Genomic DNA, 22,418 nt, shown 5'->3' on the forward strand with positions numbered 1-22,418 from the left:
CTCTTACGTGACAAACGTTTTGCTAGCCACGATGAACGAAAAATCGCTCATGCTCTAACTATGATTTAGGGATTTAATTATGTAAATAAAAATCTATCAATGTGGTTAAAGGCTATTTTAGAGGGTAGTTATCCACATTGTTATACACAATTGTGCACAATTACACACAATTACGGCGGCTGGCAATTTGCGACGATTAAGTGGGAATACAGGTAATACAGTGAATCGGATTATGGGTTATAGGGGGTTATAGGCCAAAAAGTGTGTAAGAAATCATGTCTTAGGCCTTGCAATACAAGGGTTTTGCGGTAATCGAATCTGTTTTCTGCACATTCGCCACCCGGACAAAAGTGTGTAAAAAATAAGCTCATAACCCTTATAACAGTAGGGCTCGTGGTATATCGAATGTGGGTTATTCTTCATTTGTATGAATAATCCACTATGTGATAACTGTCATCACAAAATGAGCAAGAATGGTCACACCAGTACTGGCACTACTAGATACCGTTGTTCTAACTGTGGGGCTTCTAAAAGTAGAGCGTATGATAAACAATCAAACGATTTAACAGTTAGTTTAAATTGGCTTTTATCTAATAAGACTCAGGATAAGTATTCCTACGACTTCTCAGCCCGTACCTTAAGACGTAAGAATAAGTTTTTATGGGACTTATGGCCACAGGTACCATTCGTGGATGAAGTTTATGATTACATTCATGTTGATGGTATTCATTTAGGACGTAAATCTGTAGTATTAATCGCTTACTCTGGTAAACATGTTTTAGGCTGGTATGTGGCTCGTAGTGAGAATAGTCGCGCGTGGGGTTACCTAATGCAGCGTATTGCGGAACCGCTAGTAGTAGTTTGTGATGGTTCTGGTGGTATTCGTAAAGCAGTAAAAACATATTGGCCTAACACGAAAATACAACGTTGCTTATTCCATATAGGTCTTAACGTTAAAGCTTTAACTGGAGTTAATCCTCGTCTTACTCCTGGTAAGCAATTACTATCATTAGCTAACATTGTTTCTGACATAAAAACAGAAGATCAAGCTCGTCATTGGCTTATTTCTTACAATAATTGGGTGAATACTTGGAGTGATTTTCTTAAAGAGAAAAGCAAGTATTGTGATGGTAGTATTGCTGATACTCATCAAAGGCTAGTTCGTGCTAAATCAATGATTGATAGGCGTATTCGTGAGGGTTATATGTTTACTTTTCTTAATCCTCCAGAAGATTGCAATCATCCTATTCCACCAACTAATAATGCTATTGAATCAATGAATAGTAGAATTCGCGCTATGCTACGTAATCATCGTGGATTAAGCTTGTTAAAACGTATACATGCTATATGCTGGTGGTGTTATTTAAACACGAGTAAACCAAGAGATAAGTCTTGGATAGTCACTCATTCTTTTACTAGTAAACGTATAGAACAACTCTATCAGCAAGCTTGGGAGCGTTCTGAGAAGGGATTATCTGAAGTATTTGTAATACCAGCAAGATATGGTACTGGTGTTGATTGGAATGATTTCCATAAGAGTCGTGAAGACTACCAGTAGTTGTTAAAAAGCTAAGCTGACTGCTTCTATTTTAAGAATACTCATCAACTTAGCTTTACACACTTTTTGACCTATAACCCCAAATTACGCAATATCACCAGCAAAAACACCAAAATAAAGACACACAAAATGGGCATTAGCCACAGATTCCCCTTCTGCAGACTTCCCGATAACCATAATTGAATCCTTCTTCTCTCTTCCTCAACAGTTCAGGCCGGCGCCCCCTACGCCGGCCTGATTGCATATCCGGACCCCTATCAGCGTATGCGCCGAATCGACAGTGCGGATACCACCGAAACAACAGTCATCAGTATCGCCACCGGGAACACCCAGAAATAACCACCCGTCACCGCGACGACGATTGAAGTCACTGAAGATCCGATGGCCTGCCCGGCGCATGTGGCGATGTTCAGGAAGCCCAAATCCTTGCCCGCTGTTTTCTCATCCGGGAGCACATCAACGTTGATGGCCTGATCGACAGCCATGTACATGCCGTAACCGAAACCTGAGATACCCGCAAAGAGGAACATGCCCATCCGGGATGGCATCAGCCACGGCATCGCGATACCGACCGCATACAGCACCCCTGCGATGAAGATCGAAGGCTTGCGCCGGCCGATTTTATCCGTAACAGGCCCTGACGAGAAGGTCGCCACCAGGGAGACGATCATCGTGATAATCGACATCACCGAAATCGCGGTCGCCGATGTATGACGGGATTCACCGATGTAATCCTGAAGGATGTACAGCTGGAAGGAGGTCACCATCTGATAGGCGATGATCAGACCGGTCCTGCACACGAAGGCCTTCCAGAAATCACCGGCACCCCGTATGGGCGGGGTGAAGGACCAACGAAGGACCTGCCACAGGCTTCCCTGTTCACGAGGATCGTCACGGTTGCTTCCCTCACGCGGGAATACGGTAACCGCCAGTATGCCGGAAAGGATCAGCAGCACGGATGCCACGCCGAAACCGAGAAGCACATGCATGATGAAAGCCGCGGCAACCAGATTGCCGACGGCCTGCCCGACCACGGCTCCGCCACCGAAGGCCGCGGAAATCGTGGCGCGACGGGTTTCCGGGATGCGATCGGAAAGCACCGCAGTGATAGGGGCCACCATCATATTGAGACCTATCAGAGACACACAGTAGGCAATGCCGATGCCCACCCAGGTCGCAGGCAGACTGATGATGAAGAAACCTAGACCCGTCAGCAGAGCACCGACGACTATCCAGGGGGAACGTTTGCCGAATCGGGTTCGCGTCCGGTCGGAAAGGGCACCCAGGAATACGTTGATGAACATGGAGAGCACGGCCCCGACCATACTGATGGTGCCGAGAGCTGAACTGTAATCCGCAATACCGAGATCCTTGAGCTTCTGAGGCATCAATATGCCGGTCACCATCGTGAAACCCGCATAAATCAAGGTATTGAAGACGAAGAAACCAATCATGAAGCGCCAGAAGGCACTTGTGCTGAGGGATGTGGGGCGTTTCGACGCCGCGGTCCGGACCTGTGTACTCATGGTGATGTTCCTCCCCGCCCGTTACCGCAAACGCATCCACACGCTGGTGTCCTGCGGCAGCATGCCGTCCGCAGTCAGCTCTCCCGAGCACAGCAGTACATCGCCCTCAGGCAGGGCGGCTGGCGTGGCACCGAAGTTCGTCAGATTCGCCCAGCCATTGCTGCGACGATAGGCGATCACACCGCCCGCATTGCCGTCCGCTCCGTCTTTGCTTCCGGATTCCGCATCCTGCTCCAACCATTCGAGATCGGTGTCATACAGCTTCAACTCATGACGTAAGGCGAGCGCCCGACGATACAGGTTGAGCATCGAGTTACGGTCCGCCCGCTCTCGGTCAACGGCGAAATCACGGAACCACAAGGGCTGAGGGAGATGCGGCCGGGTCGGGGTCTCCCCGTCCTGCGTACGTTCAGGCGAAAAACCGAAGGACCCTGTCTGCGCGAAAGCACTCCCACCATCACGAACACCGGCATCCGCCGCGACCCAAGGCAGGGGCACACGGCACCCATCACGGCCTTTGCTCATACCGGAACGGGCGGTGCGCAAGGCAGTCGGGTCTTCGAGCCGGTCCCAGGGGATATCTGCCACTTCGAACAGGCCCAGCTCCTCACCCTGATAGATGTATGCGGAACCGGGGAGTGCAAGTTCCAGCAGAATGGCGGCCCTGGCACGTTTGGTGCCGAGCGCGCGATCCTCGACATAGGTCTTGCCATCACGCAGCAGCCAATCCAAAGCGAGCTGATGCTGATGCCCCGGTACGGAAACCTGGGGCAAGGCGTATCTGCTGGCATTGCGCGGCACATCGTGGTTACTCATCACCCAGGTCGAGGTCGAGCCGGACTGCTTCGCCGATGCGATGCCTTCGGCAATGGCCTCGTGCATCTCGTCGCGGATCCAGTTCTTCTTCGCGAATTCGAAGTTGAATACCTGTCCGAGCTCTTTGGGGCTGGCGTACAGATGCTGCCTGTCAGGGTTCACCCAGGCCTCCGCAACCGCGAAACGCGGAGGATTGTACTGGTTGAACAGCTTCCTCCATTCACGGTAGATCTCATGCACCTCATCGCGGTCATAGGTCGGATGCGAGCCATCGGAGGGAATGGGCTTGAATACGTCAACATCCCACTGGTCAAGGTCATCCCGGTCCAGGTCCTTGGCCAAACCGTGTGCGACATCGACGCGGAAACCGTCCACACCACGGTCACACCAGAACCGCAGCGTCTTGAGGAAGTCATCACGCACCTCCCTGTTATCCCAGTTGAGATCGGGCTGATCGGGCGTGAAGAGATGCAGATACCATTGGCCGTCGGCCACACGCTTCCAGGCGGGACCGCCGAAGTTGGCGATCCAGTTCGTCGGCGGCAACTCGCCATGCTCGCCCCGCCCCTCGCGGAAGATATACCGTTCTCTCGCCGCGGAACCCGGTTCCGAATTCAGGGCCTGCTGGAACCACGGATGATGGCTGGAGGTATGGTTCGGCACGATGTCCACCACGACCTTGATATCGCGGGAGTGCGCGGCCTCGACCATTTCGCTGAAATCATCCATCGTGCCCAGACGACTGTCCACATTGCGATAATCGTCCACATCATATCCGCCATCGAGCAAATGGGAGGGGTAGAAAGGGCTGAGCCAGATCGCATCGATGCCCAGATCGCTCAGATAGTCCATTCTTGAGGTGATGCCCTTGATATCACCCAAACCCGATCCAGTGCTGTCGCTGAATGACCTCGGGTAGATCTGATAGACCGAAGCCTGTTTCCACCAGAGCGCGTCCTTCAGCGCGTCGGATTCCTGCGCATCGGTTCCGAATACGACACTCACGGCCGTTGTGTCATCCTGGGATACTTTGAGGTTCAATGAATCTGTACTCATAGTCAACTCTGACTTTCTTCTAATCGTCATTGATAGTGTTTGGAACAACAATCGTTATGCTAACAGTTGCACAACATTTATGCAAGCGCTAGCAATAAATAGTCACTGAACTTCGCTCCCCACGTCCCGCCGATGGGATAGCGGGCGGTCGATGGCACAGTACAATTGCAGCAGTAAGCAGGAGATTCCAGGCGGGACAGAGAAGAATGTTGTTGAAGGATATAGCCGAAATGGCTTCCGTATCACTTTCGACGGTTTCCCGTGCCCTACACAACGATGAACGCATCAGCGAGGCCACCCGGCTACGCATCCAGGCCATAGCCGAACGTGAGCATTTCGTGCGTCAAAAAGCGCTTCCGCGCTGGCTTCCCGCAAATCCTTCCGTATCAGTGCGCTCTTCGTCGACCGCTTCAACACCTGGTTCACCTCCACGTCATTTGAAGGTCTGTATACGACCATCGCAGGAAGCGGATATGATCTCTTTCCCATCGTCTTGCACACCCCGGAACAGATGGACAGCTATTTCCGCAGCATCTCCGAGAACAAGAACACCGACGACATCATCATCGCCTCGATTCTGCTCAGCCCCGAGCAATCCTCCCAGTTGGCGGATGCCAACATCCCCATCGTCGGCCTTGACTCGCAGGACACCGAAGGCTATGACGCCGCGGTGCTCCTCGATAACACCGCATCCATGCGGGACGCCGCCGAGCACATACGCGATCTCGGGCACCCGCAGGTCGGCCTCGTCGAATTCCCCCAACCAGGGTCATTCAGGCGATACAGCTTTACCGAACGCATCCCCACCTTCGAACTGGCGTTGGGCGCCGCAGGCTACGATCCGCGGAACGTTCAGCGTTTCCGTAGCAAGAACAACCGCGCCGATGCCCAGGGCGTCGCCTCTTTGTGCGCACAGATACTGTCCGCCCAGACCCGGCGGGTTATAGGCCAAAAATCAAAACAAAAAAAAGCTCTAAATCACTGAAAAATCAACGATTTAGAGCTAAAACCGCGGAGTCAGAGAGATTCGAACTCTCGAGCCGCTTACACGACTAACACCTTAGCAGGGTGCCCCTATCGGCCACTCAGGCATGACTCCACTTTGTAGCTATTCAAGATAGCAACAGATTCAGACTATATCACCTCTTGAGGACGTGCACAATGCTTCAGCGACACACCAAACACACAAAAGTGGATTGAATAGCCAAACAGCAAAATTTATGCAGGATTATGGTCTCCCGAAAATGTAATCGCAACAGCCAACATAACTAGAGCCATTCCACAAACATCAATCCAAGTTGGCACTTCTCCAAATCCCATTCCAACAACTGCCGCAATAGCAGGATATAAAGCCTGCATAACAGAATATCTTGCCGAAGACACGCGCTTTAAAAGAACTTGATCCAACAGCGTAGGAATAAAAGATGCGCATATCGCAATAACAACCATCAAAGCTAAAAGCTTTATAGAACCGCCAGACTGTGCAGCCCAAGTAGCTCCTGACTTAGGGTATATAACATGAGAAATTGCAGGAACTGCAAGTACGCTAGATTGCAACAACCATCCAATTAAAATAGCTACACTAACTCTGTCTATAGCATTAGAACCTCTAGCCAACATTCGCCCAGAGACAATATACATTCCCCACATGGATCCGCCAATAAGAATTGCAACTAATCCAACAAGAAAATGCGGACTTTCATTAGAACCCATAGAAGCGCTTGCAAGAAGCACGATCCCACACGCGGCAATAACTATACCAATGCGCTCACGCCACGTTTTACCCGTTATAACAGCAACCATAAGCGGTCCTACAAACTCGATAGTAACTGCGACCCCCACAGCCATACAGCTAATAGCTAAATAAAACATGGTGTTCATAAGAACAACGGAAATTCCTACTGCAACAACAATTAACCATTCTTTTAACGTTTTAGGCAAAGAATTGTGCGCGCGTTTTTTGTGCGAAAAAGGTCTTCTCCAAGCAAGCAAAAACAAAGTCATAAATCCAACGCGATACCACACAGAATACAACGGATCGAGCTGACTAAACGCGACTTTCGCTATTGATGTTGCTAAATAAACCATCGCCGCTTCCACAACAACAATAAGCAAAACAGGCATTCGATTTAGCGCGTTCACTATGATTTGTTTCATACAGCATACCCTACACGGCAGTAGTTATATTTGCATATTTTTGATTATATTTTTCGTAAAATTTATTGCGACACACTATAGATAAAATCGAACGTTTGTTCTACCATAAATCCATGAGCACAGCACCTCGAGTTACAGCAGCTAAACGCGACTGGGGGCATGACACGTCTGGCTGCACAATACTTCATATCGATATGGATGCGTTTTACGCATCACTCGAGGCGGCGCGTAATCCTAGGCTACTTGGTAAACCTGTGATTATTGGTACAGGCTCGCGCTCCGTAGTTTCGGCAGCCAGCTACGAGGCACGTAAGTATGGCGTCAATTCAGCTATGCCTACAGCGCGAGCACGAAGCTTGTGCCCTAATGGCATTTTCTTGCCGGTAGATATGCCATACTACGTTTCCATTTCATCTAGGATTTTTAAGGAGGTTTTTTCAAAAATCACAGATAGGGTTGAACGAGTCTCTGTAGACGAATGTTATATGGATGTTAACTCCGCACTTTTACGCTGGCATTCGCCTATTGTTATAGGCGAATGGATACGAAGCGAAGTCGCGCGTAAGTTTCATATCACCTGCTCAGTGGGAATAGCATCCAATAAATTAATAGCCAAAATGGCATCAACAAATGCAAAGCCAAATGGAATGCTGGTTGTCCCCCAGAACCGCAACGCTGACTTTGTGTCAATAATGCCATTACGAGCAATACCAGGAATTGGACCAGCTCTGGCAAAAAAGCTAGCAGCATGGGGAATAAATAGTATAGAAACACTAAGAAATATAGATGAAAAGACTCTGGAACGAATTGCTGGCTCTAAGATTGTTGCACAAATGCTTTATAACACTTCGCGCGGAATCGATAATCGGCAGGTCATGCCCCATGTTCCAGAAAAATCCATTGGTACAGAACAAACTCTCAATTCTGACACCACAGATATTGCAGCAGTGAAAAACCTGATCAGGCACTGCTGCAATGACGTGGCGCAAGAACTACGCAAACGCAATATGGCAACCAAAACTGTCACGTTAAAGCTACGATTCAGCGATTTGCACTATGTTACTAGATCTAAAACGTTAAGAAACGCAACGGATTCTTCCCATGAATTATATAAGCACGTTGACTCATTGTTAATGGATGCAGACCCTATAGTACACAATCATAAATTAGGCGGAAATAATATTTGCTTATTAAGCCCAGTTAGGCTGGCAGGAGTAAGCGCTAGTAATCTTGTGAAATGCAGCAAAACTTTCATTCAGCCAACTATTAATGACATTCTTGAAGAAAGCAAAAGAGAAACCGTAATAAACAACGATACATACAAAAATTCAACATCAATTAGAGAAAACGCAGTAAAAAATACTTATGCACGAATAAGTCACGCAGAACATGTTTTAGATGCTGTAAGAGAAAAATATGGAAACAATGCGGCGCAACTAGGTATTTAAGCATCTCTTTTAGGAAGAGCAGCTACACGATCTTCATCCCAGCCAGATGGACCAGCTTCTTGCGCTCCACCTAAATCACCAAGTTTGTTAAAGTACTCTACTGCAGCGTCTTTATACCATTCCCACTCTTCTGGAACATCGTCCTCGTAGAAAATGGCTTCTACAGGACAAGCTGGTTCACAAGCACCACAATCAACACATTCATTAGGGTTTATATAAAGCGTACGATCGCCTTCATAAATGCAATCAACAGGGCACTCGTCAACACAAGCTTTATCCTTAACGTCAACACAAGGTTCTGCAATAACATAAGGCATAACAAACGCCCCCCTTCTGCATTCTTTTGCTCTAATGAAACAATTTAACTTTTCTATTATAGTGCAAACACGGCGCGCAAAACTAATTGAGTCGACACGCGTAAAACCGCATGCCGACTCAACGTGATTAGAATCAATAAATCTAAAAATAAGATAATATCTTAATTCAAGATTTTATAATCAATTATTACCTGTCTCTTGAGCAGCTTCTGCACGAGCCTGGTCTTCAGATTCTCCCTGAGCCATCTTTTCAGCTGCAACAGCATCTTGAGCAAACAATGACTCTACAGGAACACCAAGCTTCTTAGCCTTGCGTAACTGCCTTCCAAGCAAAGAATTGCGGTAGGAATAGCCGAAGTATACTGCAAAGCCAATCGCAAGCCAAATCGCAAAACGAATCCATGTAAGCACGGAAAGGTTTAGCATAAGCCAGAACGTAGAAAGCGCAGCAAAAATAGGCAAAACTGGATTCCATGGAACCATAAAGGATCGGTGCAAATCTGGTCTACGCATACGCATAATCGGAACACCAGCAGAAACGAGCAAGAATGCAGAAAGCGTACCGATATTCACCATATCAGAAAGAATTCCAATATCTAATGTAGAAGCGATTATAGCAACTACAATGCCAGAAACAATCTGAATACGTGCAGGAATGCCGCGTTTGCTAACCTTAGAGAAGCTACGAGGAAGAAGACCATCGCGGCTCACAGCAAACACGATACGCGTAAGACCAAGAAGAAGAACCATAACAACAGTTGTTAAGCCGATTACAATGCCAAGAGAAATAATCTTTGCTGCCCAAGTTGCGCCTACAAGCTCAAAGCTTGTAGAAAGAGAAGGAGCCTCTTGCTTAGCCAAATCCTTGTACGAAACCATACCAGTTGTAACAACAGCAACAAGAATGTAAAGAACAGTCACAATCAAAAGACCAAGACCAATGCCCTTAGGAATGTTCTTGTGTGGGTCCTTAGTTTCTTCTGCAGTAGTTGCAACAACATCAAAACCAATAAAAGCAAAGAACACAAGAGCTGCGCCAGAAAGAATACCAGTAACACCGTAAACAGCTGGCTGCATACCAGTAATCCACTGCCAAAGCGGCTGGCTCATGGTGCCAGAAACGTGAATACCCTTAACGCTAGCAACGTCTGTTGCAGGTGGAACAAATGGAGTGAAGTTAGAAGCCTTAATGTAGAAGAATCCAACAACAACAACAAACAGAACAATACCAATCTTAAGAATAGTTAAAGCACCATCAAAACGAGCAGAAAGCTTTGTTCCAACAACAAGCATAATCGTAAAGAATGCAACGATAACTACTGGAGCAAGATCGAAAGTAAAATTACCCAGCTTTACAGAAGTAGATACATTAAGACCAAACAAGTGCATTAAATCGTTAAGATAAACGCCCCAATATTTGGCTATAACGGATCCTGCCATAAGCATTTCCAGAATCATATCCCAACCAATAATCCAAGCAACAAGCTCGCCTACTGTGGTATACGTAAATGTGTATGCAGAACCAGCAACAGGAATCATCGAAGCAAACTCCGCGTAGCACATTGCAGCCGTTCCGCAAACAATACCAGCGATGATAAAGCTAATAATAACTGCAGGACCTGCGTGGAACGCTGCAGCCTGAGCACCAACGGAGAAGATGCCAGCACCAACTGCCACAGCTACGCCCATAACGGCAAGATCCCATGCATTTAACGTACGCTTAAGATGGCGATCACCATCCATTGTTTCTGCAATAGTCTGTTCAACAGACTTTTTTCTCCATATTTGCATAATCCAACCTTCTCTAAAACTACGTCTAAAACATTCCATATAAGGGTATATATGTTATTAATCACAAAAAAATACAGTTCAACACACATTAAGTGCCATCAAACAATAATTTTTACGATATTAAAAGAGCATAGTACTGTGTTCAGCGAAAAATCACAACACAAATCGCGATTTATTATGTTAAATTATGCTAAATTTGTGTTAACAACTTACATTAATAATCTAAGTTAATGCCGATCAGTACAGGCTCTGGAACGAGTTTTACGCCAAAAGAATCATAAACACCATCTATGATTTTGCACGCTAAATCAACAATATCTTTGCATTTTGCATTATTACGATTGGTCAATGCCAAAGTGTGCAAAGAAGACAACCCAGCCTCACTTTTTATGCCATCGTTTTGCGTAAGCCTAAATCCTTTATGGAATCCAGAATGATCTATCAGCCATGCTGCAGAAGTCTTGATGCCCTTAGATCCATCTGGCAAAGTGGCATCAAATCGCGGAGCGTCTTCTGGGAGCAACTCTGCCTGAGATTCTGTCAAAATCGGATTCATAAAGAAACTTCCACAACTATGACGATCGGCATACTTAGAATCGCCGTCTAACAAATCTCCACAAACATAGTCTTCATTTTGAAGACTAATCGCAGACTCAACACCGCTTTCGCTTTTTGCGTAGCACATCCACTTATTTGCGTAGCGCATAGCATCTTCAAGCATGCCCTTAGACGCTCTAACGCGCAAAACTTCGCGACGAATCTTAGCTGTTTCCATTCGATCCCCAACTTGCACTCCAAGCGCATGAGCAAGCTGCGAATGAGCAACAACACCAGTTTTTGAATGTTTTAAGCAAAAAGTAACAGATAAAACAACGTATCTAGGCGTTGGAAAGAAACAATCGGCAGCAACACTAGGTGCCTTATACATGCTTTTTTTAAGAACAGACGTGCGGTAGCCAAACTTAAGATCCGCAAGACCCATATAAAAAGTTGTTTTATCTTTACGATCCCAAACCTCTACACATTCAACGCTTTGCGCCACTTCCGCACCATATGCGCCAATGTTTTGCACCACAGATGCCCCAACAGTTCCAGGAATACCAGAAAGTGCTTCTACGCCTTCCAATCCAAGCTGAATCGTTTGCGATACAAAATCATCCCAATTGCATCCCGCTTCTGCACTAACGTGAACTAAACAATCTCCACTATCCTTATCAACGCCATCTTCGCTAGGAGCCGCCTCATCTAAAACACAAATTTCACGCCGAGCATCGCGCACAACAACTCCGTTAAACAACTCGTCACTAACGAGCATGTTAGATCCGCCACCAATAACGCACAATGGCAATCCCGCACAATCGGCATCTTCTACAGCTTCAATAACAGCCACCCTGCTATTAGGCTCTACAAAACGAGCAATACTACCCCCAACCCCAATTGTTGTAAGGTCTGCGAAAGTTGGATTATCAGATTTCGATAAGGATGATTGCATACTCATATGCCTAATCCTAACAGCACTAAATAACAAAAAACCCCGCAAAACGCGGGGTAAATAAAGCTACAAAACTTCGCCGAAGCTCACTCGCTTAGCGAGTCTCGCGATGGAGAGTATGCTTGCCGCAACGTGGGCAGAACTTGCTCAACTCGAGACGATCAGGCGTATTACGACGATTCTTCGTCGTGATGTAATTACGCTCCTTGCACTCCGTGCATGCAAGCGTAATGCCTGGACGGATGTCTGCGCTCTTACTTGCCATTTCGTTCACCTCTAGAATGTTGTGTGTTGACCAACTCCTGCTGGCCATTGTAGCGAGGAAGAGACTCGAACTCTTGACCTTACGATTATGAGTCGTACGCTCTAGCCAGCTGAGCTACCCCGCCAGAGAGCCTCGAGTGAGAATCGGACTCACGACCTCTTCCTTACCAAGGAAGTGCTCTACCACTGAGCTATCGAGGCGTGGCGGGTAGTGGATTTGAACCACTGAAGCACGAAGCAACTGATTTACAGTCAGTCCCATTTGGCCGCTCTGGTAACCCGCCAACGTTTCCGAACGGAGAAGAATATCTCCAAACGGCAACTTTGTTATTTTGCCACGAACGCGAGACTAATGCAAGATTAAGACACGCCGAAAGGCAAAAACCGCATCTAAATGCAGTCAAAAATATGATTATTTAAGCGAAAAACCATCTTTCTTTAAAGACTCGCATATTTTAAGAACACGGTCATTTGCTTCGGTTTCCGCAATTGTTATGCGAATACCTTCTCCAGCAAAAGCTCGCACAGAAAGACCTGCATCAACAAAACGCTGATTAGCTCGCTCTGTGTCTTCACCAAACGGCATCCAGAAGAAGTTTGCGTACGGCTCGACAATATTCCACCCTTGTTCACGCAAACCGCTTACAACGCGATTACGCTCCTTAACAAGTGCATCTACGCGGTTGCGCATCTCTACAAGCGCTTGAGGTTCCAAAGAGGCAATGGCAGCCACTTGTGCAATTTGGCTTACTCCAAATGGAACAGCCACTTTTCTCATGCCGTCTACAACATCTGCAGCGCCAATAGCGTATCCAATGCGCAAGCCAGCTAAACCGTATGCCTTAGAGAATGTTTGAGCAACAACAACGTTTGGATATTCGCGGTAAAGTTGCATGCCATCTGCCGTACCTTTTGCGTTGTTAAATTGCACATACGCTTCGTCAATAAGCACCAAAACGTCGCTTGGTACAGCATCCAAAACCTTTCTAGCATCCTCATCAGAAAGTTGCGCGGATGTAGGATTGTTTGGATTGTTCAAAATAACAAGACGCGTGCGCTCATTAATTGCATCAATCATTGCGTCCACATCGTGCGACCCATCTGCGCGATTAGGAATTTTAACGCTTGTAGCACCAGCACCCGTAACAATAATTGGATATGCCTCAAAGCTTCTCCAAGGGTATATAACTTCGTCTCCAGGACCAGCGACTAAGTCTACGAGCTGCGTAATAACCTCTGTGGAGCCGCAGCCAAGCACAACTTCATCGGGAGTAACGCTAAACTTTTTAGCTAACTCTTCTACAACTTCTGTTCCACGCATATTTGGGTAACGATTAATAACACCAAGCGCGCGGTTAGAAATAGCGTCTTTTACGCTTTCTAACGGCTCAAATGGGTTTTCGTTGCTCGAAATCTTATATGCGCGAATGCCGTCTAATGCGGGCGCTGGTTTGCCTTGCTTGTAATTTGGCAAACTATCTAGAATACTGCGGTGTTTGTAATCCATGATTTTATAATAGTCGCGTCTTAAACAAATTAAGCAAAAACGCTGAAAACAGCGGCGAACCGTTATTTTCAGCGTTAAATAGATTCAAATATTATTTGATTAATTACAAGCGATTAGCAAAGCAATCAACCAAACAATTAATCAAAAATCAGCCAAGGATTGCAAGAACGTCACGAGACGAAACAATTAAATAATCTTCGCCTTCGTAATGAACTTCTGTGCCGCCATACTTGGAGTAAAGAACCTTGTCTCCAACTTTAACGTCCATAGGAATGCGCTCACCCTTGTCGTCGCGACGACCTGGTCCAACAGCCAATACTTCGCCCTGTTGTGGCTTTTCCTTAGCGTTATCTGGAATATACAAGCCAGAAGCAGTTTGAGTTTCTGCCTGAGCTTGCTTAACAATAATCTTATCTTCCAACGGTGTGAGCTTAATCGACACTGTCGCCACCTCTTTCTTAAGAGAAATGTAACTATTCGCACAAATAATATTGACGAGGCTGACGATCACGTCAAAACTATCGCGCACTGTGATTTATAATAGCGCGTTTTTAGCACTCTACCAACTAGAGTGCTAAAATTTTGGAAAATTTTTTAAAAATATGTGTATTTTAATCTACTTTTAAACTTATTTTCATGCAGTGCGACGAGCTAAAACATCTCGCAAATCAGCTTTTCCTAATGAATCTTCAGTAATAACTGGTGGTTCCACATTATTATCGGAAGCTTCTTTAGTAGAAAGCGGTTTTTTAGCTGAAATTGCCTTAGCAACCTGCTTAGTGGACTTTATTTCCAAGCTTAACGGACCATTATTCTTGTCATTTGAAGAAGATTCTGTAGAATCAGACCCAAACGAGAAAGATATTAAATCTTGATGAGATTCAGACGAATCAGACGCGCCAGAAGAATCAGATACATCAGGCAAAGACGATGACTGATTACCAGCAGATACATAACCATTAGCATTCTGCGAATTGACGCGTTCTAAAGCCATACTAATTTCACGCTGCTGCATAACAGAAGTTTCTGTATTGTCTTGAGTATTCGACGAATATTGTGTAACAGAACCTGATGAATAATTTTGATACTCTTCTTCATGAGCTACAACAGAATTGACAATTGCGTCAAAAACTGGTTCCACAATAGATTCACTAGATTCGCCATAACCTTTTTTACCATAGTTTTGCGGCACTCCAGCAGATTTGTTATAAGCAGCAACGCGCGCTTCCCAATCTCGCGCATGCTTTGCCGCAATATAGCCAAAGTAAAGAACTGTTGACACCATAGCGAATGGTATAAGAGCGAACCAAGCAGAATATAATCCAGACAAACCAGCTACAAGAACCACAAGAGTCAAAAAAACAAGCGAAAAAACCAAAATACGGCGACGACGAACCGCAGCGCGACGAAGAGCACGAATACGAGCCACATGTTGCGGAGTAAAATTATCTCTTAACACCTTTGACTTATTGCTCTTATTTTTAGTGTTCTTATTTTTATTCGATCGCTTCTCTGACGGTTGCATTCCAACCCCTTTCGCCATCGCACCACTACACTCATGGAACAGCGAAGCACTACGCTCATCCACAATATGCAGCGAAGGTGAATACCTATCTTCGCTGTGTTCCAACATTGACTTCATGCTGTTAACAGTGCGCTTAGGCAACCAACCAAACATTAAGGCTATGATGATGATTAATACAATTAACGCACTCACCGATTCATAACCCATACGTATAAATATAAAGTGCGTTACGGATGTGAAGAGCCAAAACCAATTCGGCGTGTCGCAATTATAGGAATTATTACATTAAATTTTTACAAATTACTGCATCTTTTTGCATATATTTTAAGTCATCTTTCATGCGGTGCGGGAATGAGCTAGGATATGTGATGGAAATAAAGATCGGAGGAACCGTTGCCTACTTATCATTACCGTTGCAAGCAATGTGGATATGATTTTTCGGAATATCAATCGTTTGAAGATGACCCAATTACAGTGTGTCCAAAATGCGGAAAACCAGAACTTCGTAAGGTGTTTTCTGCGCCACCAATCAATTTTAAAGGTAGCGGATTTTATCGCACTGATAAATAATTTTTCAAGCAGGTACAAACAATTTGTGGAAATGTGCATAAACAATTTCGCTTATTAACCAATTTGTGGAAAAGTGTATAAAAATCATCTGATTTACAATAGAAAATAACCTTTAACCACATTGACAAAAATATCTTGTAGAAGCATCACCTTTTATTAGATGATGCTTCTATGAGCATGATATCAATATTAAAAAACACATCTAGCACGCATGATGCGCACGAAAATCAAGTACCAGCCATGCTTTTAAAACGCAGGCAGAAAGCACTTTTGTTAAATGCGCTTACAGTATTTTTTATTAGCATTGCAACACTTATTGCAATAAATATGATTACGAGCTGTCAAGAAACGCAAATCATACCTGTAGCAATTAGAGATATATCTAAAGGCACTCTTATTAAACAAGATGATTTGTCTTATGTTAACGTGCCCAAAAACAGTGTTTTTAATCATGTTATTAACAAAGATTTGATTAAAAACGCTATTATCGCAACCTGCAATATCAAATATGGTATGCCTATTTTTACTAGTCAGATTACGCAACAAACAAAAATTCCACCAGGATTCACAACGATTTCAATAAAACTGGCAAGCAACAACCAAGATTTAAACATTGGCGAAAATATTTCAATAGCATTTAGCAAAGTTTCAAGAGGAGATAATAACGAGAATGACATTGTTCAAGAAAATAAAAACATTTCTTTTATCCACGACGTAATAGTAGTCAAGACAGGTAATTCATCTCAAAACGCATTACTAGCCATGCCTGCAGAGTCTGCATTACAGATAATAAATACACAATCTATTATTCCAAACCTTGCGGTTATTGCAATACGAGGATAAAACAGCTTTACCTACCACGTTCACTAAAAACTGCCCAATGAGGCGGAAGCTCTCCAAGAATACGATTATCGTCATCTTTAGAGCGCTGGTCTAAAGTCTGAAAATCCGAAGGCTCCAGCTTAACGCCATCAGCATCAAAAAGCTCAGAGCCTTTACGAACTACTCGATTATGCGTTCTAGAACATCTGCGATTGGGATTATAGTCACTCACCTATGGTCACTCACTTATAGTCACTCACTTATCACAGCTCACTGATCTTCACCATAAAGCTCGCCTATTCTAGAAACAACCCGCTCAACCTCTTTTTCAGGATTTACGAATGCTCCAACGCTCCAAACATTCATAACAGACCAGCCAAGATACTCCAAATCTTGCGCAAACATGCGATGACGTTCACGCGTTGATTCTATATTCATGAATCTCATATCATCCGTTAAAACAGCAAGAGCAAAAGGCTTATCTGGCAAACCAACAACAAGAGGAATACTGTGTTCCTTATCAAATCCGTAATTCACCGCCACGCACAATCCGCGAGCGCGAATACGATCCGCCAAATCAGTAAACAAAACATTATTAAAACTGTCTATTGAAGAATCAAAAGCCTCCGCACGAGCACCTGCAGCTTCTGCCTTATTTTCTGCCTTATCTTGATTATATTCAGGTTTTGCTTCATCAAAATCAGTTGGATTTACTGGACTATCATCCAACTGCTCAGCCCAAATAAGCAATTCTTTAAGCAGCTTAGGACCATCCTGATGCAAACGTTCATCTTCCATATCACTAGATTTAAACGCGCAAACAATATCTAAATTCCTACGAGCTAATGCTAACGAATCAAGAAGTATGCCCTTACCGCCTTCTTCTTCCAAAACACCAAATTGTTGCAAAAGCCTACCGTGAGAAGTTTTTGCATAGCATAAGGAAAGAATAACATCTGTAGCGGCAGCACCAACAGACTCACTAGCATCTACAAGACGAACATGGCGAAGGAATCTATTCATATTTTCATCTTTAATAGCAAGAGCCTTAAGCTCCGCTCCTAAACGATTCCTAAACACACTCGTAAGAGTTACAACTGCAAGAACATAGCTGGAAGGAACTACCGTGAAAGTCGTAGCACGTTGTTTTATCAAGGAAACAACTTCGTCAATTTCCCTCTGACTGCTCTCAATCAAACCAGTAGACATAACAGGAACACCAGAAGCCTCAACTTGGTGAAGCTTAACTTTACCTTGCATTCTATCTACAGGAACATCGTGACGAAGCGAACCATACCCATGATTTTCAAGGAAATTGGCAAGACGAAGAGAACGCCTAGTAGCACGAGATTTAACATGTACAGAAGGCAAAACACTAATCAAATCGTTAACACTCTGCGAACTTACCGTATTCTTATGAGCAATGACCACAACTTGGCGAGCACGAGCGAGAATGCTAAGAAGCTCAATATTGCTCAAATGCTCAACAGAATCAAGGATCACAATGTCTACAATCGGCTTAAATTCAGTCATCATAGTCAAAGTAGAAGGCATAGCAACCATAATTGGCTTAGCAGCAAGAAGAAGATCTGCATGAGAATTCATCAATTTTGTAAAAGTCACGCCAGAACTATTACTTGCCAGAGTTGTGTGAAGCTGATTAGCTTCCTGAGACCTAGAGAAAAGAAGTTCACACAAACGTTTTAGAGTCTCTTGTTGAACCATAGGTCCCACAGAGCGCACATGCTCAGTATCTACCTGAACAAAACGGTCAGAAGCATCTTGCATAGCCGAACCATCTTGGTTAGAAATAATCGCGGAAGAATTAACGATATCTTCAAAAACCGTAGTCCACCAAGCCAAGTGAAGCTCACCATCTAACGCAGAACCAGTAACATTACGCCTACGCAAATCGCAAACAAGGTCTTCTAAACCAACACCGCGTAAATCGCGCTCAATCACACACCTACCAGGTAAAGTATCTAAGGAAGCGCGATCGTCATGTAAAGCCTGTAAGCGCTCATCAAGTTTAGTAAACTCAACATTTTCAAGATCAGCACCCAAACGCGTGGTGGAAAGAACAGCATCAAGAGCTACAAGATTACGATCCAAAAGCTCCTGAGTACTAACAATCTCATCTAACTTAGGCGGTAACACAGGCCACCCTCCATGAGGAACAAAAGTACGCCACTGAGCAGCTTGCTGAGCAACAATCTTCAAAGCCTCATGAAGATCATCTACTTTAGCTCCTACACGCAAAAGACTACGCGCTTCTTTAATATGACGTCTACGCTCCCAGAAGCCCATTACTGTACCTTCACGCTTGCGAACAGCTTTAGGCTTACTTGCTTCAATCATCGCGCTAAGATCACGTTCAAAAATATCTGCTTGGAAAACATCTAAAACTCGGCGAAGATTCTTTAACACCGTAACCTGTCTACCCCATTCGCGTGCGGTAGCAGGAACAGGAAAACCGCAGTTTTGAACAGTTGATTTAACATGTTCGCGTGCTGCAGGAAGAAGCTTTAGTAGAACATCTACAACGCGCTGATATACAGCAACAGCCTCATTCTCATTGAACAAAGACGCACCAAACCACGGGGTATCTTCAGGCTTTATCGTAAATTCTCCAAGCTCATCTGCTTGATGTAATTTTTGCGCCCATTCATCTAAATGACCAGAAAGCGATCTTGCAGCAGCAACATCTAGTCTTACATGAGTACAAGGATGAGTAGGCAACATTGCAATAGCGGCAAGATTTTGCATTGTCTGATACGCTGATACACCCCAACGCTCATCTACTCCGTGCAAGTCTCCCAAATAACGATTTAAGCGAGTTTTAACACCAACTAACTCGTCACAAACCTGCTCAAAACGGCTAGAAGCAACGCTTTGACGCGCCCCAACTGCAGCTATGAGCTGAGAATCCACATGTTTCGCAAGGTGAGAATCCGAAACGTCTAGCGCAAGCGAAGAAATCTCATTCGCACTAAGAGCATGACGGAATCGACGCTGTTGTTCCATAACATTTGGAACATATAAAATGGACTTTCCAGCAAGAACACAGCGTGAAGAAATCGCAGCCGCGATAGAAGCAGAATCAGATCCAGCATCCACGTCTAAAGCCAAAGAAACGCCATTAGCAGCTAAACCAGATGCATAACGTACAACATTATCTACATCACCGACTTCATATTCACCATGAGGGTCTACGTCTAGTGGAGAATACTCTTGCCTATCATTTGCTGCCAACTCTTTAAGCGCACGCTCATCGCCAGCAACCGCATCAATCATAGTGTTTCCAACATTCCCAACTTTAAGCGCCTGCAAAATCTGAGCGCTTTCAGCCAAAAATCTGGATCCCGAATCAGTAAAACATCCAAGAACAATATCTCGTTCAATATCAAAATCTGGGAACACGCTGCGAGCAGATGCACAAATTGCATCAAAAACAGCTGACGTTTCTGGTGTTCCGCTTTCATAGTTTGCGCCGTCAAAAAGCGCATCTTCACTAAGATTCACGCCTCTCTCTTGCAATCTAAGAACAAGAGCGTGGTTTAAGCGCACATTGCCAGAAAAGTAGATTGTTGCGTATGTTTCATCCTTACCCGACTCTCGAATAACTCGCACTGGGTATGTTAAAACTGGCACATGATTACCGCTCCACGATGCCACTCCAACAACAAGCGAAAGCTCCGAAACACCATTTTCGTGCGCCTTATTATCTCTATCTTCAAAAACCCTGTCTAGTCTGCGCCCTGCTGCGCGCAACATTCCAGAATCGCGGAATAACGCCTGAAGAGTTACTTTTCCACTCGCAAAAAGTTGCGCTATCCCAGATGGGTGAGCATGCGTTAATTCTAATTGTGCGGAAAGTTTCGTTATGTCTTCAAGCGGCGAAGGCGCAAGCTGTGACTTGTATTGTTCGCGCCAAGAGTTTATTCGCCTTAACTTTTCATCTCGCGAAGCTGTAGCCTGCGCACTTTCATGCTTTATTTGCGCATTCTGCTCGTAAGCTTCTTGATAATTTTGTTCACTCGCATTATGCGCTTGATTTACTTGGCTTATAAAATCATTCTGTTCGCCGCTCATACTACTAAACTCCCCTGTTTATAAACCTACTGCGTTGCGGTAAGCGTTATACCCGCTATTTTGCGCTAAAGCTTCATCTACGTCTGCATTGCCTTGAGCTGAAAGCCAAGCGTATAAATCGTCATAAAGACCTGTATTCATGGCTAAAAATGGAAGTAATTCTTGATATTTTGCTATCTCAAACTGCTTAGAGAAATCAGTGGTTTTCTGAGCTTCTTCCGAAGTGAATCCACCTGCTTGTACAATTTCTTTATGCGCGTTGAATTCTCCATTTGACACTTTTTCGAACACAGACCCTGGTTCAAAAGCTGGAGTGTATTGCGAATCTTCTTGAATATTGACTGAATTGGATTGAATGAATTGTTCATGATTTAGTTGAATTTGAGGCTCATCTTGCAATGAATCGTCGGTTGCTGGCGACTCATCTTCTGCCCCATCTTGTAATTCATCCTCATCTTGATAATTGATTTGAATTTCTGCTATCTCTTTTTGTTCAGTATTCTGATCTTGCGTTGTATGATCCTCGTTTTCAACGTCTACATTTTGCGAGTCCTGAATTTTAGAATCGTCTTGAACATCGTGAGAATCAAAAGAATCATTTGCAAGAACACTGTTGTCAGAAATAGCAGCATTACCTGCAACAGCACTGTTATCCACAATATTATCTGGATTCACAGTTTCATCACTATTAGTTTTGTCACTACTAGCTTGTACTGCATTAGCTTGTGCTGCATCATCAAAAAGATTACGAGGTTCTGCAGCAGACTCAAAATCTTCACGCACAACAGGAAGAACAACCTGACTAGCAATCACGGGATCGCTTTGTTTTACAGGATTTACTGAAATATCAGCCTTGCTTGCACTATAAACATCATCAGCTTTACCGGCAGCATTTAATTTGGACTGATTATCCCACATTAAATTAGGGTGTGAAACAGATTGTGCACGGAAAACACCTGTTGGCTCCCCAGCACGAATATCAAGAATATCATCAACCGACAAATCCGAAGCATCTGGCTCTTTAATTGAGCCGTCAGCAGCATAAGAGAACAAGTCGCGCACAGGCTCCGCACTATTTTCGGCCAAAGGAACTGGCTCTTCTATACGCACAAAGTCAATTGGCACATCTCCAAATTGCATGCGAACAATGCTATCTGGCATATGAAAATCAACATCTGGATCTAGTCGCAGCAAATCGCCGCTTTCGTTTACAAGATAAGTTCCGTTTGTAGAATGCAAATCTCGAATAGTCGCCACGCCACTTGTGTCTACTATAAGAAGCGCATGCCTTTTAGACATTGAGCGCTTATTGTCTACAATGTCTACACGCATAAAACCGTCTTCGCGCAAAGGTCGTATAGGCTTTCTGCCAATCTCCACAGACTGACCCGCTCCAACGCGCGCCTGCTCGACACCACCTACTGTAATCATCCAACGCTGCAAGGTTTGTCGACTTCCCACGGAACCTGCTCCCTTC

At 44.7% G+C, this 22,418-nt stretch carries 19 protein-coding genes and 4 tRNA genes; 6 read left to right on the forward strand and 17 right to left on the reverse strand.

Going from position 1 to position 22,418, the window contains the following annotated elements; genetic code table 11:
• Positions 1-427: 427 nt before the first annotated feature.
• The gene (locus tag HXT19_RS05645) at positions 428-1,558 is read left to right on the forward strand and encodes an IS1249 family transposase (RefSeq protein WP_119675912.1); all 1,131 of its coding nucleotides are present in this window, start codon (positions 428-430) and stop codon (positions 1,556-1,558) included.
• 257 nt (positions 1,559-1,815) lie between these two features.
• Here HXT19_RS05645 and HXT19_RS05650 read toward each other — a convergent pair whose 3' ends face one another.
• Together HXT19_RS05650 and HXT19_RS05655 are read right to left on the reverse strand one after the other, a co-directional pair.
• Entirely contained in the window at positions 1,816-3,084 is a 1,269-nt protein-coding gene (locus HXT19_RS05650) for an MFS transporter (RefSeq protein WP_004114336.1), read from the reverse strand.
• A gap of 21 nt (positions 3,085-3,105) precedes the next feature.
• Complete coding sequence (locus HXT19_RS05655; protein ID WP_415699122.1) at positions 3,106-4,956, reverse strand: glycoside hydrolase family 13 protein; 1,851 nt, start codon at positions 4,954-4,956, stop codon at positions 3,106-3,108.
• Between the two features lie 151 nt (positions 4,957-5,107).
• Here HXT19_RS05655 and HXT19_RS05660 point away from each other — a divergent pair, with 151 nt between their 5' ends.
• Positions 5,108-5,236 carry a hypothetical protein gene (locus HXT19_RS05660; protein WP_415681666.1) on the forward strand — a complete coding sequence of 43 codons (129 nt, stop codon included), beginning with the start codon at positions 5,108-5,110 and terminating at the stop codon, positions 5,234-5,236.
• Entirely contained in the window at positions 5,187-5,903 is a 717-nt protein-coding gene (locus HXT19_RS05665; RefSeq protein WP_415681665.1) for a helix-turn-helix domain-containing protein, read from the forward strand. The genes HXT19_RS05660 and HXT19_RS05665 overlap by 50 nt, the downstream gene beginning before the upstream one ends.
• A gap of 65 nt (positions 5,904-5,968) precedes the next feature.
• Here HXT19_RS05665 and HXT19_RS05670 read toward each other — a convergent pair.
• A tRNA-Ser gene (locus HXT19_RS05670) sits at positions 5,969-6,055 on the reverse strand.
• A 119-nt stretch (positions 6,056-6,174) separates the two neighbouring features.
• Positions 6,175-7,113, reverse strand: a complete 939-nt coding sequence (locus HXT19_RS05675; RefSeq protein WP_415681664.1) for an EamA family transporter — start codon at positions 7,111-7,113, stop codon at positions 6,175-6,177.
• A 113-nt stretch (positions 7,114-7,226) separates the two neighbouring features.
• Here HXT19_RS05675 and dinB point away from each other — a divergent pair, with 113 nt between their 5' ends.
• Entirely contained in the window at positions 7,227-8,561 is a 1,335-nt protein-coding gene (gene dinB, locus HXT19_RS05680; RefSeq protein WP_004573715.1) for a DNA polymerase IV, read from the forward strand.
• Here the strand turns inward: dinB and fdxA are convergent.
• The 10 genes from fdxA to HXT19_RS05730 all read right to left on the reverse strand — a co-directional run bounded on the left by fdxA (position 8,558) and on the right by HXT19_RS05730 (position 15,610).
• The gene (gene fdxA, locus HXT19_RS05685; RefSeq protein ID WP_004114327.1) at positions 8,558-8,878 is read right to left on the reverse strand and encodes a ferredoxin; all 321 of its coding nucleotides are present in this window, start codon (positions 8,876-8,878) and stop codon (positions 8,558-8,560) included. The two genes, dinB and fdxA, sit on opposite strands and share 4 nt — an antisense overlap.
• Positions 8,879-9,058: 180 nt before the next feature.
• Positions 9,059-10,669 (reverse strand): APC family permease, encoded by a 1,611-nt coding sequence (locus tag HXT19_RS05690; protein ID WP_422119666.1) that lies wholly within the window; start codon positions 10,667-10,669, stop codon positions 9,059-9,061.
• A gap of 214 nt (positions 10,670-10,883) precedes the next feature.
• Positions 10,884-12,167 carry an FAD-binding protein gene (locus HXT19_RS05695; RefSeq protein ID WP_422119667.1) on the reverse strand — a complete coding sequence of 428 codons (1,284 nt, stop codon included), beginning with the start codon at positions 12,165-12,167 and terminating at the stop codon, positions 10,884-10,886.
• A gap of 88 nt (positions 12,168-12,255) precedes the next feature.
• Entirely contained in the window at positions 12,256-12,426 is a 171-nt protein-coding gene (gene rpmG, locus HXT19_RS05700; RefSeq protein ID WP_004114322.1) for a 50S ribosomal protein L33, read from the reverse strand.
• A 50-nt stretch (positions 12,427-12,476) separates the two neighbouring features.
• A tRNA-Met gene (locus HXT19_RS05705) sits at positions 12,477-12,550 on the reverse strand.
• Between the two features lie 4 nt (positions 12,551-12,554).
• Positions 12,555-12,626 (reverse strand) — tRNA-Thr (locus HXT19_RS05710).
• A 1-nt stretch (position 12,627) separates the two neighbouring features.
• Positions 12,628-12,709 (reverse strand) — tRNA-Tyr (locus tag HXT19_RS05715).
• Between the two features lie 128 nt (positions 12,710-12,837).
• The gene (hisC, locus tag HXT19_RS05720) at positions 12,838-13,932 is read right to left on the reverse strand and encodes a histidinol-phosphate transaminase (RefSeq protein ID WP_004114321.1); all 1,095 of its coding nucleotides are present in this window, start codon (positions 13,930-13,932) and stop codon (positions 12,838-12,840) included.
• A 148-nt stretch (positions 13,933-14,080) separates the two neighbouring features.
• A complete protein-coding gene (gene groES / locus HXT19_RS05725; RefSeq protein ID WP_004114319.1) occupies positions 14,081-14,374 on the reverse strand; it encodes a co-chaperone GroES in 294 nt (97 codons plus the stop codon).
• 192 nt (positions 14,375-14,566) lie between these two features.
• Positions 14,567-15,610 (reverse strand): hypothetical protein, encoded by a 1,044-nt coding sequence (locus HXT19_RS05730; RefSeq protein ID WP_029600596.1) that lies wholly within the window; start codon positions 15,608-15,610, stop codon positions 14,567-14,569.
• A 240-nt stretch (positions 15,611-15,850) separates the two neighbouring features.
• On the opposite strand from HXT19_RS05730, the gene HXT19_RS05735 reads away from it, so the two are divergent.
• Positions 15,851-16,027, forward strand: a complete 177-nt coding sequence (locus HXT19_RS05735; protein WP_004114314.1) for an FmdB family zinc ribbon protein — start codon at positions 15,851-15,853, stop codon at positions 16,025-16,027.
• 171 nt (positions 16,028-16,198) lie between these two features.
• Positions 16,199-16,870 carry a hypothetical protein gene (locus HXT19_RS05740; protein ID WP_101891729.1) on the forward strand — a complete coding sequence of 224 codons (672 nt, stop codon included), beginning with the start codon at positions 16,199-16,201 and terminating at the stop codon, positions 16,868-16,870.
• Between the two features lie 7 nt (positions 16,871-16,877).
• On the opposite strand, the gene HXT19_RS05745 is transcribed toward HXT19_RS05740, so the two are convergent.
• The 3 genes from HXT19_RS05745 to HXT19_RS05755 are packed head-to-tail and all read right to left on the reverse strand — an operon-like array spanning position 16,878 to position 22,402.
• Positions 16,878-17,081: a hypothetical protein gene (locus HXT19_RS05745; RefSeq protein WP_004114310.1), complete on the reverse strand. Its 204-nt coding sequence runs from the start codon at positions 17,079-17,081 to the stop codon at positions 16,878-16,880.
• A 38-nt stretch (positions 17,082-17,119) separates the two neighbouring features.
• On the reverse strand, positions 17,120-20,941 hold the full coding sequence (locus HXT19_RS05750) for a helicase (protein ID WP_101891728.1): 3,822 nt from the start codon (positions 20,939-20,941) through the stop codon (positions 17,120-17,122).
• A gap of 18 nt (positions 20,942-20,959) precedes the next feature.
• Entirely contained in the window at positions 20,960-22,402 is a 1,443-nt protein-coding gene (locus HXT19_RS05755; protein WP_101891727.1) for an FHA domain-containing protein, read from the reverse strand.
• Between the last annotated feature and the right edge of the window lie 16 nt (positions 22,403-22,418).

This window comes from Gardnerella sp. DNF00038, from assembly GCF_049262855.1.
Classification (GTDB): domain Bacteria; phylum Actinomycetota; class Actinomycetes; order Actinomycetales; family Bifidobacteriaceae; genus Bifidobacterium; species Bifidobacterium vaginale.